Below are 22278 nucleotides of genomic sequence, written 5' to 3'. Positions count from 1 at the left end.
TTATGAGTATCAGAAATACGATTCTTGTGCGTGTCTATTTTGCTTTTGGGCTTATCGTACTACTTGCGTTTTTGGTATTTGGAAAAATGGCCAAGTTGCAGTATGTCGATGGAGAGCATTGGAAAGCTTTAGCGGATAGCCTTTCTATTCAGGAACGGGAGGTGGAAGCTGCTCGTGGTAATATTTATTCAAATGACGGAAGCTTATTGGCTACTTCGGTGCCTGAATATGAGCTTCGTTTTGATGCAATGGCGATTCCCGAAGAAGATGAAGAGTATTTCAATTTGAAAGTTGACTCCTTGGCTATTAAACTTGCTGATTTTTTTAAAGATAAATCATCTCGGCAGTATTTGACATTATTAAAACAGGCACGGAATAAAAAGCAGCGCTACTTGTTGCTCAAACGTAATGTGTCGCACCAAGATTTAAAGCGGGTAAAACAATTCCCTTTACTTAAATCTGCCCGTGTCAATAAAGAACGTTTTCCAAGTTGTTTGATTACAGATAGGCAGAATAAGCGTATTTTACCTTTTGTCAATCTCGCTGCGAGAACCATCGGTTATAAAAATGTGAAAGAAAATATTCATGTTGGTTTGGAAGGGGCATATGGCGAATATATCGACGGAAGAAGCGGAAAGAGGTTAATGCAGCGTATTGCTGGTGGGGTATGGATTCCTGTTAACAAAGATATTGAGGTTGCCCCGGTTGATGGGTCTGATATTATCTCTACTATTGATGTGAATATGCAGGATATGGCGCAAAGGGCTCTGGAGAAGCAGATGATTACGAGTAATGCGGATGAGGGCTGTGTTGTGATGATGGAGGTGAAAACAGGCGAGGTGCGTGCGGTGGCTAATTTTATGCGCGATAAAGACGGAGTCTACCGTGAAAAGTTCAATCTTGCAATAGCACAAAGTGCAGATCCAGGTTCAACATTTAAGTTAGCTTCTTATCTGGCTTTGATTGATGATAAGAAAATAGACTCGAGTACAACTGTGAATATTGGTAATGGTAACTGGCCAATTTATAAGCATACGATTCGTGATTCACATGCGCCTAAGAAGTCTATAATTTCAGCGAAAAGGGCTTTTGAGGAGTCGTCGAATGTGGGTGTTACGAAGTTTGTATATCAAGCCTATAAAGATAACCCGGATCAGTTTACATCAAAGCTACATTCTTTTGGTTTTGGTAAGACGCTCGATCTACAGATTCCGGGGGAAGGTGTGCCTTTGGTGAAAACGTCGAAAAGCAAAAGCTGGAGTGGGTTATCGTTGGTACAGATGGCTTACGGCTATGAAATGAAAATTACACCATTGCAAACGTTGACATTTTATAATGCTGTCGCAAATAACGGAAAGTTGATAGCGCCGCTATTTGTTAAGGAAATTCGGCATTTAGGAAATACTATTCAAACGTTTCAAGCGAAAGTGATTAACGAAAAGATCGCTTCGGATCATGCTTTAGCAGAGGTGAGGGGAATGATGGAAGGTGTTATGACTGAAGGAACAGGTAGAAGTGTTGCTAGTCCGTTATATAGCTCTGGTGGTAAAACAGGTACAGCACAGATGGCTGATGGTTCGAGAGGATACGGTGCCAGACGATATCAATCTTCATTCGCGGGGTATTTTCCTGCGGAAGATCCAAAATATTCCATTATTGTGGTAATCCGTAACCCGAGAAATGGATACTATGGTGCATCGATTGCAGGGCCCGTGTTTAAAGAGCTTGCAGACATGGTATATGCAAACGATATGGAAATGGAGGGGAAAAAGACGTTTAAAGCGGTCAATGTAGGCGGAAGAATGCCATTGACTTTGCAGGGTTCGAAGGAAGCTAGTAAAAAAGTGTACGATAGGTTGGGAATTAATACCGTGAATTGGGATACAATTGCCCGGGGAGAGGTGGATACCTCTACACGAGGCGTGCCATTTATGGATTTAAAATATAAAGAAGGAATTGTTCCGAATGTGGTTGGCATGGGTTTGATGGATGCTTTATATGTTGTGGAGAATGCCGGATTTAAGGCGCACGTGACGGGAAAAGGAAGAGTTGGAATACAGTCGTTAGCTGCGGGGCAGAAACTGCCTTTTGGAACGGCGATAAATTTAGAACTTAAGTAAATGATGGATTTAAAAAAAGTATTGCATGCTATCCCTGTACAGCAGGTTGTAGGGAACCTCGAAGAGGTCGATGTGCACTCTTTGTGCTTTGATTCCAGAAAAGTGGAGTTGGGAAGTTTGTTTATCGCAGTGCGGGGTGTTCAAACAGATGGTCACTTGTTTGTAGACAAGGCAATTACCTCGGGAGCAAGAGCCGTTATTGTAGAGGAGTTGCCCAAAGAGACGTTAGACTCTGTCGCTTATATCTTGGTGGCTGATTCTGCTTATGCTTTAGGGGTTGCTGCGGCTAATTTCTACGAAAATCCTGCTGAGCAGTTGAAACTTGTTGGGGTGACCGGTACGAATGGTAAAACGACAGTAGCCACATTGTTGTTTCAGCTGTTTACTGAGCTAGGCTACCACGTAGGCTTATTATCTACGGTGCAAAACCAAATTGGAACAAAGATTATACCAGCAACGCATACAACACCAGACCCTATTCAATTGAATAAATTGTTACGGGATATGGTTGATGATGGCTGTGATTATGCGTTTATGGAGGTTAGTTCGCATGCTGTCGTTCAGGAACGTATTGCAGGCTTGGTGTTTGCGGGTGCAATATTCACGAACATTACGCATGATCACCTGGATTTCCATAAAACTTTTGATAACTATATTAAAGCGAAAAAGAAGTTTTTTGACGATCTGGATGCGAATGCTTTTGCTTTGACGAATGCTGACGATAGAAATGGTCAGGTCATGCTTCAAAATACAGTGGCACATCGGAAAAGCTATGGCTTACGTTCTGGAGCGGATTTTAAAGCAAAGGTGATCGAAAGCCATTTCGATGGTATGTTGATGAGTGTTGATGGACAGGAAGTATGGGTAAAATTGATCGGCGATTTCAACGCATATAACCTTTTGGCGGTTTATGGTGCCGCTATCTTGCTTGAGCAGGAAACGGTGAAAGTATTGACCGCACTCAGTACCTTGAAGGGGGCAGAGGGGCGGTTTGAAACGATGAAATCGACTTCTGGTGTTTTTGGAATTGTGGACTATGCGCATACTCCTGACGCAGTTGAAAATGTATTGAAGACCATAAGTTCATTGCGACGTCCAGAACAAAAAATTATTACCGTATTGGGGTGCGGAGGCGATCGGGACAAAACTAAACGACCTGAAATGGCTGAAGCGGCTCTGCGTTATAGTGATCGATTTTTGATTACGTCCGACAATCCGCGTACAGAAGATCCTTATCAGATTATTAAAGATATTGAAGCCGGTGTAGCAGCAGACCAAAAGGCGAAGACGCTTTCTATAGCTGATCGTAAGGAAGCGATAAGGACAGCATATCAGCTGGCTAATCCTGGGGATATTATCCTGGTTGCAGGAAAAGGGCATGAGAAATATCAAGATATAAATGGTGTAAAACATCATTTTGATGATAAAGAAATTTTAGAGAATACATTTAACGAACAATAGAAATATGTTGTACCATCTTTTTACGTGGCTTAGCGAATATATTCATATACCTGGAGGAGGTTTGCTTCAATACATCTCTTTTAGGACATCTATGGCTGTAATCGCTTCATTGATTATTACCACGGTTTTTGGGGGAAAATTGATTCAATTCTTGCATAATAAGCAAGTTGGAGAGACAATTCGTGATTTGGGGCTTGAAGGAGAAAAAAAGAAAGCTGGTACGCCGACAATGGGTGGGATCATCATTATTGCAGGTATTCTTATCCCTACCTTGTTATTTGCTAAATTGACGAATATCTATGTGATTATCATGATTGTGACAACACTTTGGATGGGCGCAATTGGATTTTTAGATGATTATATCAAGGTCTTTCGACATAATAAAGAAGGCTTAGCTGGTAAGTTTAAAGTTGTTGGACAAGTTGGCTTGGGAGCAATAATTGCTTGTACGATGTACTTTCATCCAGATATCGTAGTTCGAAAAGGGGTCGATAAACCAACCTCTACCAAGCCTGTTGAAGTGGTTATCAATGAAGGTACAGGTGAGAAGACCTACGCTGAAAACGTAAAATCATCGAAGACGAATATTCCGTTTTATAAAAATAATGAGTTTGATTATGCCAAGGTGTTTAAAATATTTGGACTACAGAGCGATTATCTGACTTTTATCGTCTTTTTAGTTGTTGTTATTTTTATCGTTACGGCAGTTTCAAACGGCGCAAATATTACGGACGGTATCGATGGTTTAGCCACGAGTACATCCGCCATCATTGGTGTTACTTTAGCCATTTTAGCGTACGTGTCGGGTAACGTGATCTTTTCAGATTACCTCAATATTATGTATATCCCCAATTCCGGAGAACTCGTGATTTTCGCTGGGGCATTTGTTGGCGCTTGCGTAGGTTTCTTATGGTATAATACGTATCCTGCTCAAGTTTTTATGGGTGATACGGGAAGTTTAGCGATCGGCGGTATTATTGCTGCCTTTGCTATTTTGATCCGGAAAGAATTATTGATCCCAATTTTGTGTGGTGTGTTTCTGTTGGAAAATCTTTCGGTTATTCTTCAGGTGTCGTATTTCAAATACACGAAGAAGAAATATGGTGAGGGTAGACGGATCTTTTTGATGTCACCATTGCACCATCACTTTCAGAAGAAGGGGTATCATGAAGCGAAAATTGTAACACGTTTTGTTATTGTAGGAATCATATTGGCCATTCTTACTATTGTAACATTGAAAATTAGATAATGATGTCAAATATTGCAACAACATATTATCCTCAATCTGGAAGTCTGGTCATTTTAGGGGCAGGCGAAAGCGGTGTTGGAACGGCGATTCTTGGGAAAGAAAAGGGATTTGATGTATTTGTGTCAGATAAAGGGCTTATTGCAGACCACTATAAGGAACAACTAAAAGCGGAGGGAATAGCTTTCGAAGAAGGTCAACATGACGAAGGCCGTATCTTGAATGCTGCACTGGTTGTAAAAAGCCCTGGTATTCCAGCGACCGTACCATTGGTCGTTGCATTGAGAGCAAAGAATATACCTGTGATTGCAGAAATTGAATTTGCGGCGCAATATACGGATGCAAAGTTAATCTGTATTACAGGGTCAAACGGAAAGTCTACGACGACGATGTTGACTTATGAAATGCTTAAGCATGGCGGTTTAAACGTCGGATTGGCAGGTAATATCGGGAAAAGCTTTGCATTGCAGGTGGCTAAAGAACAGTTCGATTGCTATGTATTGGAAATATCGAGCTTTATGCTGGACGATATGTACCATTTTAGAGCAGATGTTGCTGTTATACTGAATATTACTCCTGATCATTTGGATCGCTATGACCATAAAATGGAAAATTATGTGGATTCAAAATTCAGAATGATTCAGAATCAAACGGAGAAGGATTATTTTATATACTGCCTGGACGATCCGGAAACAGTTAAAGGATTGGAAAGACATCATAGTAAAGGGACCTATTTGCCTTTTACACAAGAACAACTTGTTGAATTGGGGGCTTATTTAAATGCCAACAAAACAATAATTATTAATACACCAAATAACGATACATTCACTATGAGAGCTGAGGAATTGTCATTGCAGGGGAAGCATAATATTTATAATAGCATGGCTTCTGGGTTAATTGCGAAAGTGCAGGAATTGAGAAATCAAGTGATGAAAGAAAGTATGGGATCGTATGTGAATATTCCACATCGCCTTGAACATGTAGCCTGTATCGGCGGTGTAAATTACATTAACGATTCAAAGGCGACGAATGTAAATTCGGTATGGTATGCTTTGGAAAGTTTCTCTACACCAATCGTGTTGTTATTGGGGGGCGTGGATAAAGGAAACGATTACAGTATGCTTGCTGATTTGGTCAAAGACAAGGTGCGCGCTATCGTTTGTTTAGGAAAAGATACGGCTGCAATTCATAAAGCATTTGAACAAGATGTGGAGATTATTGTCAACAGTACCTCCATGCAAGATGCCGTGGTATTGTCGTCCCACTTAGCTCAAAAAGGTGACACCGTCTTATTGTCTCCTGCTTGTGCTAGTTTTGATTGGTTTAAGAATTATGAAGATCGTGGCGATAAATTTAAGGCTGCTGTAATGGAATTATAAATGGTGTAACCCAATAAGAGGAGGAAGGATATGCTACAGAATATAATGTCTAAATTGAAGGGTGATCGATGGATATGGATCATTGTGATTATCTTATCGGGATGGTCACTTTTGGCTGTATACAGTTCGGTGGGTACCTTGGCTTATAAAGAAGGGAAAGGGACTGAAATGTATCTGTTAAAGCATTTCTCTATTATTGCCATAGGCTTTGTCCTGATGTATCTTTCTCACAAGTTAGATTATCGGTATTATGCGGGTATATCCAAAATAATGATGGGTATTACAATCCCTTTATTGTTGTTTACGCTGTTGTTCGGAAGTAAAGTTAATGAAGCTAGTCGTTGGTTGACTATCCCTGGTATAGGTTTGACCTTTCAAACATCGGATTTAGCAAAGTTGTCACTTATCGTCTTTCTTGCAAGGATGTTATCCCGAAAGCAGGAAGAGATCAAAGATGTGAAAAAATCGTTCTTACCCATTATGGGGTCGGTGTGTGGTGTGTTTATTCTGATTGCCTTGGCCAATCTATCTACCGCATTGATGCTGTTTGGCGTGAGTGTTTTATTGCTCTTGATCGGACGGATTAGTTTTAAGCAGATTGCCATTGTTTGTTGTGGCGGAGGGGTGCTCCTTATGATGGTTATCTTCTTTGGTCCCCGTAGAACGACTTATATCAGCCGGGTAAAATCTTTTTTTCATACTGAAAAAGTGGATAAAACGGTATCCTTCCAGGATGATAAAAATTATCAGGCAAACAATGCGAAAATTGCTATAGCAACTGGTGGGCTTTTTGGAAAAGGACCGGGAAATAGTGTGCAACGTAATGTGTTGCCGCACCCTTATTCCGATTTTATTTACGCGATTATCATTGAAGAATATGGAACAGTCGGGGGGGTGATTCTGCTATTTCTGTATTTGGCATTTATGTATCGATGTATACGTATTGTCACGATGAGTCCCAAAGCTTTTGGTACTTTTCTGGCTGCGGGTTTGGGATTTAGTTTGACAATTCAGGCTTTGGCCAATATGGCTGTTGCCGTCGGATTGGGACCAGTAACGGGGGTTCCGCTTCCTCTAGTGAGTATGGGAGGAACCTCGATTTTATTTACGAGTGTCGCCTTGGGAATCATCCTGAGTGTGAGTAGAAATATTGAAGAATTAAAAGGTAAAGAAGAGCTGGATGAAAAGCCTAAACCGAAAAAAGTGGTTATAGGATCTATTCCTGCATAATAATAAATTAAGCATGGCAATTCGCGTAATTATCAGTGGTGGTGGAACCGGAGGACATATCTTTCCGGCGATTTCAATTGCAAATGCGTTGAAGGCAATGGATCCTGCAAATGAAATTCTATTTGTGGGTGCCAATGGCCGGATGGAAATGGATAAAGTGCCCGCAGCAGGATATAAGATTGTTGGACTCGACATTCAGGGAATCAATAGAAAGCAGCTGTGGAAGAATATCTTTTTGCCGTTTAAGCTTATGAAAAGTTTAAATAAAGCAAAAAGCATAATTAAGGATTTTAGACCGGATGTGGCTGTAGGGGTAGGTGGTTTTGCTTCAGGTCCATTGCTAATGATGGCCAATAAGCTGGAGGTGCCAACAGTCGTGCAAGAACAGAATTCCTATGCTGGTGTAACCAACAAAAAAGTTGGTGCTAAGGCTGCAAAAATATGTGTGGCTTATGAGGGGATGGAGCAATTCTTTCCTACGGACAAAGTATTGCTCACCGGCAATCCAATAAGACGCGAGTCTATTGCGATAGCGGGAAAAAGAGAGGAGGCCTTAGCGTTCTTTGCGTTAGATCCACACAAAAAAACAATTTTGGTACTTGGCGGTAGTTTGGGGGCTAAAACATTAAATGAAAGTGTTGTTGCTTACCTGAATGAGCTAAAGGAGGAAGAAGTGCAGCTGATTTGGCAATGCGGTAGTTTCTATGTTGAAAACCTACAGGCGGAGTTGACAGGTAAACTTCCAGGTAATATCAAGATGCTGGCCTTTCTTCAGCGCATGGATTATGCTTATGCTGCGGCAGATTTGATTATTAGCCGTGCTGGAGCCGGTACCATCTCTGAGCTCTGTGTGGTTGGAAAACCTGTTATCCTTGTGCCTTCACCCAATGTGGCCGAAGATCATCAGACCAAAAATGCAATGGCATTGGTCAATAAAGGCGCTGCATTACTGGTGAAGGATAGTGATGCACAAAGAGACTTAATACCTGCTGCTTTAACTTTATTAAAAGACGCAGATCATGTCGCACAATTAAGTGGGAATATTAAAAAACTCGGTAAGTTGAATGCTGACGTGCAGATTGCCGAGGAGGTGTATAAATTGGTTAAAAAAAAATAGACGAAGTATGAATCTAGATGCAATAAAACAAGTTTACTTGATCGGAATAGGTGGTATAGGCATGAGTGGCCTTGCACGCTATTTTAAGCATTTGGGCTGTGAGGTGAATGGATATGACCGTACAGAAACTGAGCTGACTAAAACCTTAGTCAAGGAAGGGATTGCGATCTCCTATCAGGATGATATCAACACGATTGATGCTATTTTTAACGTACCTACGACGGAGACATTAGTCATTTTTACACCGGCTATTCCTAAAGATTCGAAGATTAAAGCTTTTTTTGAATCACAAGGACATACGCTCTATAAACGATCTCAAGTTTTGGGGATCATTAGTGAGAGTAGATTTACAGTAGCGGTTGCTGGTACACATGGTAAAACGACAACTTCTACAATGGTGGCACATGTATTGAAAGATTCGGGCTACGACTGTTCGGCCTTTTTGGGTGGAATCAGTTCTAACTACGGTACCAATGTGCTTTATGGAAATAATAATACAGTTGTGGTTGAGGCTGATGAGTTTGATCGTTCATTCCTGACGCTTCACCCCAATATCGCAATAGTAACTTCTTCTGATGCGGATCATCTGGACATTTATGGCGATCGGAGCCATTTGCTTGAATCGTTCCAAATGTTCTTGGATAAAGTTGTTGAAGGAGGTACACGTATTATAAAAAAAGGCCTCGAGTTTGAGGGGCAAATAAGTTATTCAGGCCATGAAATCGCTGATGCATATGCTTCCAATGTGCATGTACGCGATGGAGAGTTCTTTTTTGATTACAAAGATACCAATGGACGAATAGATGATATTCATTTGGGTATCCCTGGTATCCACAATGTTGAAAACGCGGTAGCTGCGATTGCGGTAGCCCGTTTACTTGGAATTGCAGACCAAGCTATTAAGAAAGCGTTGACGACATTTAAAGGCGTGAAAAGAAGGTTTGAATATATTGTCCGTAAACCTGGAGCGGTGTATATTGATGATTATGCGCACCATCCAGAGGAACTGCGTGCATTTTTAACTTCGATGCGGAAATTGTATCCTACGAAAAAGTTAAATGTGGTCTTTCAGCCGCATTTATTTACGCGTACGCGGGATTTTGTGGATGGTTTCGCCGAGGTATTGTCCATGGCTGACAAGCTGTTGTTAATGGAAATCTATCCTGCACGGGAGCTTCCTATTGAAGGGATCAATTCGAGTTGGTTATTGGATAAAATTACGGCAGCGGAAAAACAGCTTGTAACTGCAGAAGAAGTCTTGGAATTTGCACGCGATGAAAAGCCGGAACTGATTGTTACAGTTGGGGCAGGTGATATTGACAAATTGGTTAAACCGTTACAGGCAATTTTAGAGCATGCTTAAAAAATTACGTAACATACAATGGAATCGTGTCCTCTACTTTACACTATTTTTTATAGGTGTAATTGTTGTCGTCGTGATTATGACTATTGTGGGGAAACGTGATGAGCAGCAAGTTTGTAAAGATATTAAGATTGTCATTGAAGGTACAGAAGCCTTTATTGATCAGGCGGATATCTCTAAGTTAATAGAACATAACTATGGTAGTTTCGTGGGAAAGAAAGTCAATGGAATTCCCTTTCAGAAAGTTGAAAAAACCTTACGTAAATTACCTTATGTGTCCGATGCCAGTATACATGCCGATATGGATGGTACGATCAGAATTAATATTAATCAGCGCGAGGCTGTTATGCGGATCATCAACAAAAATGGAAAGGAGTTTTATGTTGACCCCAAAGGATTGAAGATACCGACAACGTTGAAGTATATACCGCACATCATGGTTGCAACAGGGAATATCGCAGAAGGATATAATGAAGCACTGGATACCATAGCAACACCATTGATTAAAGATTTGGTTAAGGTCGTTGAATTTATCAAAAATGACGAATTATGGAGTAATCAGGTTGTGCAGATATATGTGAACTCGGATAAGGATATTGAACTTGTACCTCGTGTAGGGACACAGCAATTAATTGTTGGATCGGCAGATTCATTGGAACAAAAATTTGAATTATTAAAGACCTTTTATACGCAGATCATGCCAAAGGTAGGTATAAATGCTTACGGTGTTGTCAATGTGAAATATGGAGGTCAGATCATCTGTGAAAAACGAGGAAACTGGAGTTTTTCAGGCGATCAAACAAAAAAAGTAGCAAATAATACATTATAGTAATACAGCAACAATACAGGAAATTATGAACTCAAAGGCAGCAGAAATTGAAAGAGAAAACCCAATTATCGTGGGACTCGATATTGGTACTACCAAAATTTGTGTTACGGTTGGGAGACGTAGCTCAGGAAACAAAATTGAATTATTAGGTGTGGGGAAAGCGGACTCTGCCGGTGTAAGCCGCGGAGTAGTTGCTAATATCCAGAAAACTGTGGGAAGTATTTTAGAGGCTGTTGAGATAGCCGAAGCACAGTCCAATGTGGATATTAAAGTGGTGAATGTGGGAATTGCTGGCCAACACATCAAAAGTATTCAACACCGTGGAATATTTACCAAAACCGATGGTGACGACGAAATCATTCGACGCGATATCGAACGACTGATTTCGGATATGTATAAACTGGTACTGCCTCCAGGAGAAGAAATTATACATGTTTTACCACAGGAATTTACGGTAGATAACGAGCCGGGGATTCGCGAACCTATCGGTATGGCGGGGCGTCGTATTGAAGCAAATTTCCATATTATATCGGGACGTGTAACTGATATTAAAAACATCAAAAAATGTATTGATAATTCCAATCTGGAAGTTGCTGAATTGATTCTCGAGCCTTTAGCGTCTTCAGAAGCTGTATTGGATGAAGACGAAAAAAATGCTGGTGTTGTATTAGTAGATATCGGTGGTGGAACCACAGATGTTGCCATCTTCCATGAAGGAATTATTCGTCACACAGCCGTGATTCCTTTAGGCGGTAATATCGTCACAGAAGATATCCGTCAGGGATGTTCTGTTTTGCGTTCCCAAGCTGAATTGTTGAAAACTCGCTTTGGATCAGCTTTAGCTGATGAAAACAAAGAAAATGAGGTGATTTGCGTGCCCGGATTAAAAGGTCGTGAACCAAAAGAAATTTCTGTTAAAAACCTAGCTTATATCATCCAAGCTAGAATGGAGGAAATTATTGAGCACGTGTATTATGAAATCAAATCTTCTGGATATGAAAATAAACTGATCGGTGGTATTGTGATTACCGGTGGTGGTGCTCAATTAAAACATTTGGTACAACTTGTTGAATATATTACTGGAATAGATTGTCGTATCGGATTTCCGAATGAATATCTTTCTAAGAATGAGGTTTTACCAAAACCGTTGTTTGAGGAATTGAAAAGTCCGTTGTATGCAACAAGTATCGGCTTGTTGATCAAGGGAATCCAGTCGCACGAGGAAGAGGAAGATAGCCGGAGAGAAATGCACGCCCCATCTAAAAAAGTGCAGGCCGCTACGGTGACAACAAAAGAAGTTTCTGAACAGCAACAAAAGGAGCAAGGATTATTGTCATGGTTCAAACGTTTTATCAAAGACGGTAATGAAATCGATGACGCAAGTTTTTTAGATAAGAAGTAAGTTTTCCACAATAGTTGAAGTTTTCCACAATTTAACAAATGTGGAAAACTTTTGTTGAAATTATATTATTATTACATTACATATAGTGGGTTTGATTCGTTTTGATATCATCTTCATTGTAAGTTAAATAGGGATAAGTTATGTCAATACAGTTTGAAATGTTAAAAGAACAATCTTCAATAATCAAGGTTATTGGGGTTGGTGGTGGTGGCGGCAATGCCGTAAACCACATGTATAAACAAGGAATTAGTGGGGTAGATTTTATCGTGTGTAATACTGATGCGCAAGCATTGGAATTGAGCCCGATCCCAAATAAAGTTCAATTGGGGATAAGTCTGACCGAAGGAATGGGAGCAGGAGCAGATCCTGATGTAGGTGAAAATTCAGCGATCGAAAGTATTGAAGATATCAAACGTATGTTGGGTACCAATACCAAGATGTTGTTTATTACAGCTGGTATGGGCGGTGGTACTGGTACCGGTGCTAGTCCTGTATTAGCGAAAGCTGCCAAAGAATTGGGTATTTTAACTGTTGCGATTGTAACTACGCCCTTTACGTTTGAAGGTAAACGCCGTCGTTCACAAGCGGAGGAAGGACTTTCGGAATTACGTAAATATGTAGACTCTTATCTTGTGATCTCAAATGACCGCCTTCGTGAGATCTTTGGTAATTTGACGATGACTGCGGCTTTTGCAAAAGCAGATGATATATTGACTACCGCGGCAAAAGGTATCGCCGAAATAATAACTATCCCTGGTTATGTAAACGTCGATTTTAAAGATGTTCGCACTGTTATGAACGATAGTGGTGTTGCCATAATGGGAAATGCTGTTGCCGAAGGTGAAGATCGTGCATTACGTGCAGTGGAAGGTGCCTTAGCTTCTCCATTGTTGAAAGACAATGAGATTGAAGGTGCTCGCTATATTTTATTGAATATTACTTCTGGAACGAAAGAAGTAACTATGGATGAAGTTGCGATCATTACAGATTACATTCAGGAAAAAGCTGGTTTGTCAGCAGATTTGATCTGGGGTAACTGTATTGATGAGAATTTTGAAGACGAATTGTCAGTAACAATTATTGCCACTGGTTTTCAAACATCTGAAGAACGTGATAAAGAACGTGAAAATACAAAGGTGTCTATGCCCTTAACTGCTGAACCGGCTAATTCTTTTATCAAACCTGTTTCTCAGGTAGCACCAAGAGAAGTTCCAGCTACGAATAGTTTCGTAACTCCGGTTCAACGTGTGGATACACCAGCACCTTCTACAAATACTTCTACTCCAAATAATTTGCAATCTGACTTGTTCACTTCGCCCAGAAATGCGGTACAACAACAGGTAGCTGTTGAGGAACCACAGGTAATACGTCATGATTTGGGTTTTGATGGTGGTTATGAAGAGGAAACTACATTTGGAGATAGTGATTTTCAGTTGAAAACCTCACCGTCAGTGTTTCAATTCCAGATGCCAACAGTGTTTGATTCTTACACAGCTCCTTCTGCGTCAGGATATGAGGAAAAACCTACATTTTCATCAAGTACAACAAATGAGCAAGTAGAAGTCCCTCAGGTAGAAGAAGAGCAAGTTTCGTTTGAAGATCAGCTGGTTCGTACAAAAGAACGCATCTTGCGTCTTAAAGAATTGAGCATGAAACTAAAATCTTCTAATGGTCTACATGAGTTGGAAAACGAGCCTGCTTATAAGCGGAAACAAATGTCATTGGAAGATACACCGCATTCTTCACAATCTCAGGTGTCTCGTTTTACACTTTCCTTTGAAGACGGAAATACTGAAATTAGACCGAACAATTCTTTCCTACATGATAATGTAGACTAATTGATTCACCATAAAATAACAAAAAGCCATCCAATCGGATGGCTTTTTTAGTATCTTTAAATACCGAAATAAGACAATTATACAAGCTATGACGACAAAATTAAATAACCCTGTATGGGTAATGAGTTCTGCATTTGATAAATTATCCTTACCAGAGTTGATTCAGACGACCAAAAGAATCGGAGCAGGGGGGATAGACCTTTGTGTGTTTAGAAAAGATGGTACCCGTGAAGATCATACCGCAACGCATTTGGATTATGATGATTTTACTCCTGCAAAAGCGAGGGAAATCATTGAGCTGTTCAATCAGGCTGATTTAAAACTTTCGCTTGGTGCTTTTGAAAATATGATTGGCGGAGATCCTGAGCAACGAGTGAAGAATCAAAATCATTTATTGAAATTGATCCGTATTGCACATTTGCTGGGAGGTGATGCAAATAACGTTAAGGTAGGGACATTTGTGGGCTACAATCATGAATTGGGCAATCAAATTGATGGATTTCAGAAAAATCTTGAAGAATACAAGCGTGTATTTGCGCCCATTGTTAATTATGCAGAGAGTTTAGGTGTAACGATCCTTTATGAGAACTGCCCAATGGAAGGATGGCGCTCATCACGTTATAGCTCTACCTATAACAATCTTCCAGCAGTGCTTGCTGCTCGTAAATTAATGTATGCGATGATACCAAGTAAGGCTCATGGTGAGATCTATGATCCTTCACATGATGTCTGGCAAAATACAAACCCAATAGACGTTATTCGTAATACGGACATCACGCGCTTACAACGTATACATGTGAAGACTACGCGTAATCTACAGACTGCTGCACGTATTGATTGGGGCGGGATGTATCCCATGCAGCATGTTGACGCCGAATTGGCTAAAAAAGCGAATGTAAGTATACCGGGCCACGACTGGGATAGACATCATTACGAAGCTATGTTGCCAGGCTTTGGCGGATCTGACAGTATGGATTGGCGCGGGTTTGTTGACTTATTGCAAGAGCGTGGTTTCAGTGGTCCCTTTGAGATCGAAAATGAAGCTAAAAACTCGAAAGACACGGGTGATTTTTCTGCAACGGTTCAAGGTTTTACAACCTGTCTTAACTTTTTGGCACCGATGCTATGGGATTTAGAAGCAGAGGTGGGGTATTCTTATAAGAAATCTCAACCTTTAAAAGATCTGAACGTAAAAGATGTTCCTGTTGTTACGATGGATGAGTTAATTTAGTATGATAAAAATACACTCCAACAAAATGACTAGTTGTTGGAGTGTATTCTGAACAGTTCGATAAGTTCAGGAATATTAGAAACATTGAGTTTTTCAAAGATTCTGCTTTTATACGTGCTCACTGTTGAAGGGCTTAAGTCCAACAAGCTAGATACTTCAATAATCCCCAGTCCCTTTATCAATTGTTTAGCAACGTCCACCTCTCTATTTGACAAACGTGCCAACGGATTTAGTTTTGTCAGCTCAGACTTACTCTGCGTCAATTTCTGAATGTATAGGTCCTGTACGTTGCTCGACATATACTTTCCTCTATCCTGAATAGCCAAAATAGCATTGGAAAGTTCAGCCATAGCTGTTGTTTTGTTTAGGTAGCCTACTGCTCCGGCTTCGATATAACGTAAAGCATAAAGTGATTCGTCATAAGATGAGAAAATCAAAATTTTAATGCTTGGCCGAATTTGAAGGATTTCCTCAACGACACGTATATTATTTCCTCCCGGCATATTAATGTCCAATAATAATAGGTCGAAATCCTCTACCTTTATTTTTTCAAGAACCTCGTCAAAGGTTTCAGCTTGGAATATTTCTGCTTTTTGAAGAGTTTCTTTAATAATAACGGAGGCTCCTAATCGTACAATGCCGTGGTCGTCTGCTATAAGAATCTTTTTCATAGATATGCTATCTGATGCTGGGCTTTAATTACTGTATGAAATAAAGTACTAACAATATACAATATATCTTGATATTTTACTAGTTAACGGGCAAATATAAGAAATTAAAGTTAATAAAAATTAGTGGGGTGCGGCGTACATGTCTTTTTTATAAAATAGGACATGGGTTAGAAAATATAGCACAATATGAGTTTAACGATAAAAAATTAGCATATTTTAATTAGATTTATGTGACAAATATTAGTTTTGTCATAATTCATGGACTAAAAAATTTAAATATGGGATTTTTAAAAGAGTTTAAAGAGTTTGCAATGCGTGGCAGCGTAGTAGATCTAGCTGTCGGTGTTGTCATTGGTGGAGCTTTTGGTAAAATTGTTACCTCATTGGTTGATGATATTATCATGCCACCCATTGGTTATTTAACTGGGGGTGTTGATTTTTCATCCAAAAAATTGATTTTGAAAGCTGCTGATGAAGCGACTAAACAAGCTGAAGTATCTATTAATTATGGAAACTTTATTAATGTGGTTATTCAATTTTTAATTGTAGCATTCTGTATTTTTTGTGTTATTAAGGCTTTAAATTCGTTGAAACGTAAAGAGGAAGCAGCTCCGGCGGCCCCTGCAGCACCGACAAAAGAAGAAACGCTTTTGACTGAGATCAGAGATATTCTGAAAAATAAATAGGGCAGGGTTTATACTTCATTTATAAAAATCAGCACAGTCAAACTGTGCTGATTTTTATTTTACGGTAGTTGAAAAATTGTTTTTTGAAGCTGTAGCTGAATAAATTAGCTTATCCGTTTTACATTAACTTTAAATGTTCGTAATATTGTTTGTTTTTGTCTAAAATAAACTTTACTTTTGCATTCCTCTTGGGGAGTTTTGTATTAATTGAAGTAAGAACAAATTAGCATAATAGCGTCATGAAAAGAACATTTCAGCCATCGCAAAGAAAAAGAAGAAACAAACACGGTTTTAGAGAGCGCATGAGCTCTGCAAACGGTAGAAGAGTATTAGCTTCACGTAGAGCTAAAGGTAGAAAACGTCTTACAGTGTCTGACGAATACCGTCACAAAGGTTAATCTTTGACAAGGATCGGTGGCCGCTTATAAGAGCTTTTTCTAATAAGATTAAGTCATCGTATGAAAAATACATTTACAAAAGAAGAACGGTTATGTGCGAAAAGGCGTATTGATACGCTTTTTAAAAGCGGTTCTTCTTTTGTCTTGTATCCATTTAGAATTGTTTTTATCTTCGAGAAAAACAATGAGGCTGACGATATTCCCTCCAGTCAGTCTATTATTTCCGTATCCAAACGTAGGTTCAAAAGAGCAGTTGATCGCAATTCGATTAAACGAATGATGCGTGAGAGTTACCGTTTACAAAAATCGAATGATTTGATTCCGTTTTTGTTGAAACATAATGTAACTTTGTATCTAGCTATTCAATATGTAGGCAAGCAGATCTTAGCGTATGATGTGTTTAGCACCGCAATGAATAAAATGCTGAAAAAATTGCAGGATGAATGTGCTGAAGTTTATTTGGAAAAAGGGGATTAGACCCTTGTTTAGTTTTATTTTCTTGGCTATTATTCGTTTCTACCAAGTTTTTATCTCACCGTTTTTAGGCGCTAATTGTAGATATACACCTACCTGTTCTCAGTACGGTAAGGAAGCGATTCTGAAATATGGTCCTTTCAAAGGTGGGTGGATGGCTTTGAAACGAATTGCACGTTGCAATCCCTGGGGCGGCCACGGGCATGATCCTGTACCTTGATTTCTATAATGACGATGAATAATTTAATTTTACAAATTGATACTTCAACCACGATTTGCTCGGTTGCTTTGAGTGAAAATGGTCAAACGTTACAGGTTCTCGATCTCGATGAACCTAATGCTCATGCGGCTAAATTGACTATTTTGATCGCCGAAGTCCTTAAACAGACTAACCGAACGATGCAGGATTTAAGTGCTGTGGCGGTGAGCATGGGACCTGGCTCTTATACAGGTTTACGTATAGGGGTATCTACGGCCAAAGGTCTCTGTTATGCGTTAGATATACCTTTAATCGCTATTAATACGTTAGAAGCTTTGTTTCTAGGGTATAAGGAGCAATTTGGTTTAACAGCAGGTGATGCTTATCTTCCCATGATCGATGCCCGTCGTATGGAAGTGTATACAGCTGTTTATGACCATAATGCTGCATTGGTGAAAGCAACATCAGCAGAAATTATCGATTTCGATTATTTCAATGAATTATTGCTGAACTACAATCGTGTCCATTTATTTGGTTCGGGTGCCGATAAATTTGAAGATTTGTTCAACGCAACGGATCGAGTCAATGTATTGAGCGGATTTGATGATTCCGCGGCTTTTCTGTCGACGTTGGCCTTTGATAAATTTCAGCGGAAAGAGTTTGAGGATGTTGCTTATTTCGAGCCATTCTATCTTAAAGATTTTTTGGTTACTACGGCAAAGAAAAAGGTTGGCTTATCATAGCCAACCTTTTCTTTTGAACCACAGATAAATGGCAAGGGATATGGCCACCATGATCCCCATGGCTACTGGATATCCATAGTACCATTCAAGTTCGGGCATATTTTTGAAATTCATTCCATAAATTCCTGCCACAAAAGTGATGGGCATAAAAAATACGGAGAAAATTGTCAGGATACGCATAATCTCATTCGTGTGATTAGATGAGATGTTGAAATACACATTAAGCAGTTGAGCTACATTTTCCGATAAGTTTTCGTACAAGGTTGATGTCCGGACCTGCAGATCTTTTAAATCCCGGGTATAGACATCTTTTTTTGACGAAGAATGAAAATGCTCGACGACCTCCCTGTAGAGAAAGATGACCTTTCGCGCAACATCAATCTGCCTTTTGATAAAATAAAGATTTTTCAGTATCGGCTGTTGTTTCATGCGTTTGAGGAATATCAATTCTTCGTAAGCATCGATTCGTGTGGAAAGTTGCTCTAACGTTTGGCTAAAGGTAAATACAGCTGCAGTCGTGATAAATACAGCCAGTTTACGGCTATTTCTTGTCTTGATGGACGTGAATTCAATATTTTTAAGTTTTTCTAAAAACTCGATGCGACGTTTGTGTACCGTAATCACAAAATCACTTCCATAGAAGATGGTCAGGCGATCGGTGATTTCTCCGATACTGTCTGAATTTTCTTTGAAATTGTCCGACATGACACGAAGAATGACAAAAGTATAATTCTCAAATTCTTCAATTTTAGGTAGATGTTCTGGTTCTTTGGAATCCTTGATCGAAGCTTCATTCAAATTGAAGCGCTCTTTGATGAAGGCGAAGTCTTCTGAAGTTGGCTCAGCTATATCTATCCATTCGTAGTTTGCGATTTCTTTTTCAACAATCGTTCTGACCATAAATCTAATTTTAGTAAGGACAAGATAAGAAAGAAAATAAAAAAAGCCATCAACTTAGTCGATGGCTTTCCTTAATTGTGATGATCTTCTATTTGTTTGAAGATTTATATTCTTCGTTCAACTGTTTGATTACCTCATTCGTGATTTCCAAAGATGGGTCGGCATACAATACAGTTGGGTTGGTCTTCGAATAAGTCAGCACCAACTTGTAGCCATTTTCTGCAGCATGCTTTTTCAGGAATTCAGTAATTTTATTATAGACATTGTTGAATTCTTCAGACTCGTCTTTTGCAATGGAAGAAGAAGCTGTTTGGTCTAAACGTGCAAGCTCATCTTGTTTACGTGCCAGTTTTTGTTCCGTAGCTTGTCTATCAGGAGCAGACATTGTAGCGGCATTTTTTTGATATTCGGCAACTTCCCGTTGGAACGCAGTACTTTTGGATTGCAGATCTGTTTGTGCTTTCTTTACTTTGTTTTCAAGCTTTGATTTAATGTCTTTAAAATATTGATATTTTTCAGAAAGTGAATCCGAATTTAAATAGACGATTTTATCTTTGTTACTTCCCTGGCTCTCCTTGCTTACCGTATTGGAATCATTTTTTGTAGGTTCGTTTGCTGTTTTTGCACCTTGGTTACATGATGCAATAGTTCCAACCAATAAAAGGCCAAAGGAAACTTTCGATACAATTGAAAATATAGTGTTCATTTTTTTGTTATTTGCAAATTATTACTGAAAACAAACCTAACATAAAAAAATCGAAATTCTAGTTTTTAGTAATAAAAAAGTAAAATTATCCCTGGTATTATAATTCGGAATATAGGCTCAATACTTCCTTATGGACTTGATAAATCGGCCAAAATTTCGTATTTTTGAATATTACATTTAAGAGGTTTTCAATGAGCGAAGAAAATAAAAATGCATCCACCTATTCGGCCGATAATATTCAGGTATTAGAGGGTTTAGAGGCGGTTCGTAAGCGTCCATCCATGTATATTGGTGACACCGGTGTAAAAGGATTGCACCATTTGGTATACGAGGTAGTTGACAATTCAATCGATGAAGCTGTAGCGGGATATTGTACAGATATCTTCGTTACTATCCATAAAGATAATTCGATTTCTGTCCGGGATAACGGTCGTGGTATTCCTACAGGGATCAACAAAAAAGAGAATAAATCAGCTCTAGAGCTTGTAATGACCGTATTGCACGCCGGAGGTAAATTTGATAAAGATACATACAAGGTTTCTGGTGGTCTGCACGGTGTCGGTGTTTCCTGTGTGAATGCGCTGTCTACTCTTTTGAAGGCCGAGGTTCATCGCGATGGAAAGATTTTCCAGCAAGAATACCAAATAGGTAAACCCTTATATGATGTGAAGGAAGTTGGTGTTTCGGATAAGACGGGTACTATTGTAACATTCCATCCAGATGCGACGATTTTCACGCAGACAACGGTTTATAATTACGATACATTGGCCAATCGTCTTCGTGAACTTGCCTTTTTAAATAAAGGTGTGAGTTTGACGTTGAATGATGAGCGTGAAGCAAATGAAGACGGTTCTGAAAAGAAAGAGACATTCTATTCAGAGGGCGGTCTGAAAGAGTTTGTGAAGTTTTTGGATGGTAACCGTCAGTCGTTGATTCCAGAACCAATTTATGTTGAAGGCGTAAAACAAGGTATCCCTGTTGAACTGGCTTTACAGTATAACGATACCTATTCTGAAAATGTCCATTCTTATGTGAATAACATCAATACGATTGAAGGTGGCTCACATGTTGCAGGTTTCCGTCGTGGTTTGACTCGTACCTTGAAAGCGTATGCGGACAAGTCAGGTTTGCTTAAGAACTTAAAAGTAGAAATTACAGGTGATGACTTCCGTGAGGGATTGACAGCAGTAATTTCAGTGAAGGTTGCAGAACCTCAATTCGAAGGGCAAACCAAAACGAAATTAGGTAACTCTGAAGTCATGGGGGCTGTAGATGTTGCCGTAGGTGAGATCTTAGGCGTTTATCTGGAAGAAAATCCACGTGAGGCAAAATCTATCGTTCAAAAGGTTGTCATTGCGGCTCAAGCACGTGCTGCTGCACGTAAAGCCCGTGATTTGGTACAACGTAAAACCGTTATGGGAGGCTCCGGACTTCCTGGTAAATTGGCCGATTGCCAAGACAATGATCCTACAAAATGTGAGATCTATTTTGTCGAGGGGGATTCTGCGGGTGGTACTGCCAAGTCTGGTCGTGATAGAAAACATCAGGCGATCATGCCTTTACGTGGTAAGATCCTGAACGTCGAAAAAGCAATGGAACATAAGATCTACGAAAATGAGGAGATCAAAAACATGTTTACAGCTTTAGGCGTCAGTGTGGGTACAGCCGAAGATGCTAAGGCGCTGAATCTTGAAAAGTTACGTTATCACCGCATCATCATCATGACCGATGCCGATGTGGATGGGTCCCACATTACAACTTTGATCCTGACATTCTATTTCAGATACATGAAGGAATTGATCGAAAGAGGATATGTATATATCGCTACACCGCCGCTATACTTGGTGAAAAAAGGGAAAGAGCATGAGTACGCTTGGAATGAAGACCAACGTATCAATGCGATTCAACGTTTGAAAGGATCAGGTAAAGAAGATAGTGTACACGTACAACGTTATAAAGGTCTTGGAGAGATGAATGCTGAGCAGTTATGGGATACAACCATGAATCCTGAAACGCGTACCTTAAGACAGGTGACAATTGAAAATGCAGCTGAATGTGACCGTATCTTCTCGATGTTGATGGGCGACGAAGTTGCCCCGCGTCGTGAATTTATCGAGAAAAATGCACGTTATGCGAAAATTGATATTTAATTGATCTGATCATAAAAGAATAGAAAAAGCCTGATGAAATTTTTTCATCAGGCTTTTTTTATTCTTTTATATTTCCTAATTTCATAGGAGTGAATCGTTTTTCTGCCGGGATAAAGGGTTCATCGCCTAGCATTT

20 protein-coding genes are annotated in these 22278 nt (G+C 39.6%); 17 read left to right on the top strand and 3 right to left on the bottom strand.

Features of this window, described 5'->3' with window-relative positions:
- Positions 1 to 2 precede the first annotated feature (2 nt).
- From B4Z90_RS20110 to B4Z90_RS20060, 11 genes are all read left to right on the top strand, one after another.
- Positions 3 to 2120, top strand: coding sequence for a penicillin-binding protein (locus B4Z90_RS20110; RefSeq protein WP_112373654.1), 2118 nt, complete (start codon positions 3 to 5; stop codon positions 2118 to 2120).
- A complete protein-coding gene (locus tag B4Z90_RS20105; protein WP_286803139.1) occupies positions 2121 to 3581 on the top strand; it encodes a UDP-N-acetylmuramoyl-L-alanyl-D-glutamate--2,6-diaminopimelate ligase in 1461 nt (486 codons plus the stop codon).
- A 4-nt stretch (positions 3582 to 3585) separates the two neighbouring features.
- Positions 3586 to 4830: a phospho-N-acetylmuramoyl-pentapeptide-transferase gene (mraY, locus tag B4Z90_RS20100; RefSeq protein ID WP_286803138.1), complete on the top strand. Its 1245-nt coding sequence runs from the start codon at positions 3586 to 3588 to the stop codon at positions 4828 to 4830.
- Between the two features lie 2 nt (positions 4831 to 4832).
- Positions 4833 to 6206, top strand: a complete 1374-nt coding sequence (gene murD, locus B4Z90_RS20095; RefSeq protein ID WP_070564947.1) for a UDP-N-acetylmuramoyl-L-alanine--D-glutamate ligase — start codon at positions 4833 to 4835, stop codon at positions 6204 to 6206.
- Positions 6207 to 6236: 30 nt separating this feature from the next.
- Positions 6237 to 7436: an FtsW/RodA/SpoVE family cell cycle protein gene (locus B4Z90_RS20090; RefSeq protein WP_046673971.1), complete on the top strand. Its 1200-nt coding sequence runs from the start codon at positions 6237 to 6239 to the stop codon at positions 7434 to 7436.
- Positions 7437 to 7449: 13 nt separating this feature from the next.
- Positions 7450 to 8553, top strand: a complete 1104-nt coding sequence (murG, locus tag B4Z90_RS20085) for an undecaprenyldiphospho-muramoylpentapeptide beta-N-acetylglucosaminyltransferase (RefSeq protein WP_286803137.1) — start codon at positions 7450 to 7452, stop codon at positions 8551 to 8553.
- A 7-nt stretch (positions 8554 to 8560) separates the two neighbouring features.
- Positions 8561 to 9916, top strand: a complete 1356-nt coding sequence (gene murC, locus B4Z90_RS20080) for a UDP-N-acetylmuramate--L-alanine ligase (protein WP_286803135.1) — start codon at positions 8561 to 8563, stop codon at positions 9914 to 9916.
- Complete coding sequence (locus B4Z90_RS20075; RefSeq protein WP_286752453.1) at positions 9909 to 10745, top strand: cell division protein FtsQ/DivIB; 837 nt, start codon at positions 9909 to 9911, stop codon at positions 10743 to 10745. Before murC ends, B4Z90_RS20075 begins: the two co-directional genes overlap by 8 nt.
- A 25-nt stretch (positions 10746 to 10770) precedes the next feature.
- Positions 10771 to 12147, top strand: coding sequence for a cell division protein FtsA (gene ftsA, locus B4Z90_RS20070; protein ID WP_070564959.1), 1377 nt, complete (start codon positions 10771 to 10773; stop codon positions 12145 to 12147).
- A 140-nt stretch (positions 12148 to 12287) separates the two neighbouring features.
- Positions 12288 to 13985, top strand: coding sequence for a cell division protein FtsZ (ftsZ, locus tag B4Z90_RS20065; protein ID WP_286727280.1), 1698 nt, complete (start codon positions 12288 to 12290; stop codon positions 13983 to 13985).
- 88 nt (positions 13986 to 14073) lie between these two features.
- Positions 14074 to 15216 carry a sugar phosphate isomerase/epimerase family protein gene (locus B4Z90_RS20060; protein ID WP_070564965.1) on the top strand — a complete coding sequence of 381 codons (1143 nt, stop codon included), beginning with the start codon at positions 14074 to 14076 and terminating at the stop codon, positions 15214 to 15216.
- 29 nt (positions 15217 to 15245) lie between these two features.
- Here B4Z90_RS20060 and B4Z90_RS20055 read toward each other — a convergent pair whose 3' ends face one another.
- On the bottom strand, positions 15246 to 15887 hold the full coding sequence (locus B4Z90_RS20055) for a response regulator transcription factor (RefSeq protein WP_070564968.1): 642 nt from the start codon (positions 15885 to 15887) through the stop codon (positions 15246 to 15248).
- Between the two features lie 278 nt (positions 15888 to 16165).
- Between B4Z90_RS20055 and mscL the strand changes: the two genes are divergently transcribed.
- The 5 genes from mscL to tsaB all read left to right on the top strand — a co-directional run bounded on the left by mscL (position 16166) and on the right by tsaB (position 18387).
- Positions 16166 to 16573: a large-conductance mechanosensitive channel protein MscL gene (gene mscL, locus B4Z90_RS20050; protein WP_046673978.1), complete on the top strand. Its 408-nt coding sequence runs from the start codon at positions 16166 to 16168 to the stop codon at positions 16571 to 16573.
- A 239-nt stretch (positions 16574 to 16812) separates the two neighbouring features.
- The gene (rpmH, locus tag B4Z90_RS20045; protein WP_075991291.1) at positions 16813 to 16971 is read left to right on the top strand and encodes a 50S ribosomal protein L34; all 159 of its coding nucleotides are present in this window, start codon (positions 16813 to 16815) and stop codon (positions 16969 to 16971) included.
- Between the two features lie 60 nt (positions 16972 to 17031).
- Complete coding sequence (locus B4Z90_RS20040) at positions 17032 to 17448, top strand: ribonuclease P protein component (RefSeq protein ID WP_070564971.1); 417 nt, start codon at positions 17032 to 17034, stop codon at positions 17446 to 17448.
- Positions 17411 to 17665 carry a membrane protein insertion efficiency factor YidD gene (yidD, locus tag B4Z90_RS20035; RefSeq protein ID WP_083295891.1) on the top strand — a complete coding sequence of 85 codons (255 nt, stop codon included), beginning with the start codon at positions 17411 to 17413 and terminating at the stop codon, positions 17663 to 17665. The genes B4Z90_RS20040 and yidD overlap by 38 nt, the downstream gene beginning before the upstream one ends.
- A gap of 14 nt (positions 17666 to 17679) precedes the next feature.
- Complete coding sequence (gene tsaB / locus B4Z90_RS20030) at positions 17680 to 18387, top strand: tRNA (adenosine(37)-N6)-threonylcarbamoyltransferase complex dimerization subunit type 1 TsaB (RefSeq protein ID WP_070565305.1); 708 nt, start codon at positions 17680 to 17682, stop codon at positions 18385 to 18387.
- Here tsaB and B4Z90_RS20025 read toward each other — a convergent pair.
- Positions 18382 to 19287, bottom strand: coding sequence for a CorA family divalent cation transporter (locus B4Z90_RS20025; RefSeq protein ID WP_070564974.1), 906 nt, complete (start codon positions 19285 to 19287; stop codon positions 18382 to 18384). The genes tsaB and B4Z90_RS20025 overlap by 6 nt on opposite strands.
- 88 nt (positions 19288 to 19375) lie before the next feature.
- A complete protein-coding gene (locus B4Z90_RS20020; RefSeq protein WP_286803133.1) occupies positions 19376 to 19993 on the bottom strand; it encodes an OmpH family outer membrane protein in 618 nt (205 codons plus the stop codon).
- 191 nt (positions 19994 to 20184) lie between these two features.
- On the opposite strand from B4Z90_RS20020, the gene gyrB reads away from it, so the two are divergent.
- Positions 20185 to 22143 (top strand): DNA topoisomerase (ATP-hydrolyzing) subunit B, encoded by a 1959-nt coding sequence (gene gyrB / locus B4Z90_RS20015; protein WP_070564980.1) that lies wholly within the window; start codon positions 20185 to 20187, stop codon positions 22141 to 22143.
- The last annotated feature ends 135 nt before the right edge of the window (positions 22144 to 22278 follow it).

This window comes from Sphingobacterium sp. UBA5639 (assembly GCF_002421245.1).
GTDB classification, from domain to species: domain Bacteria; phylum Bacteroidota; class Bacteroidia; order Sphingobacteriales; family Sphingobacteriaceae; genus Sphingobacterium; species Sphingobacterium multivorum.
This window is presented reverse-complemented; position numbering and strand designations above follow the sequence as displayed.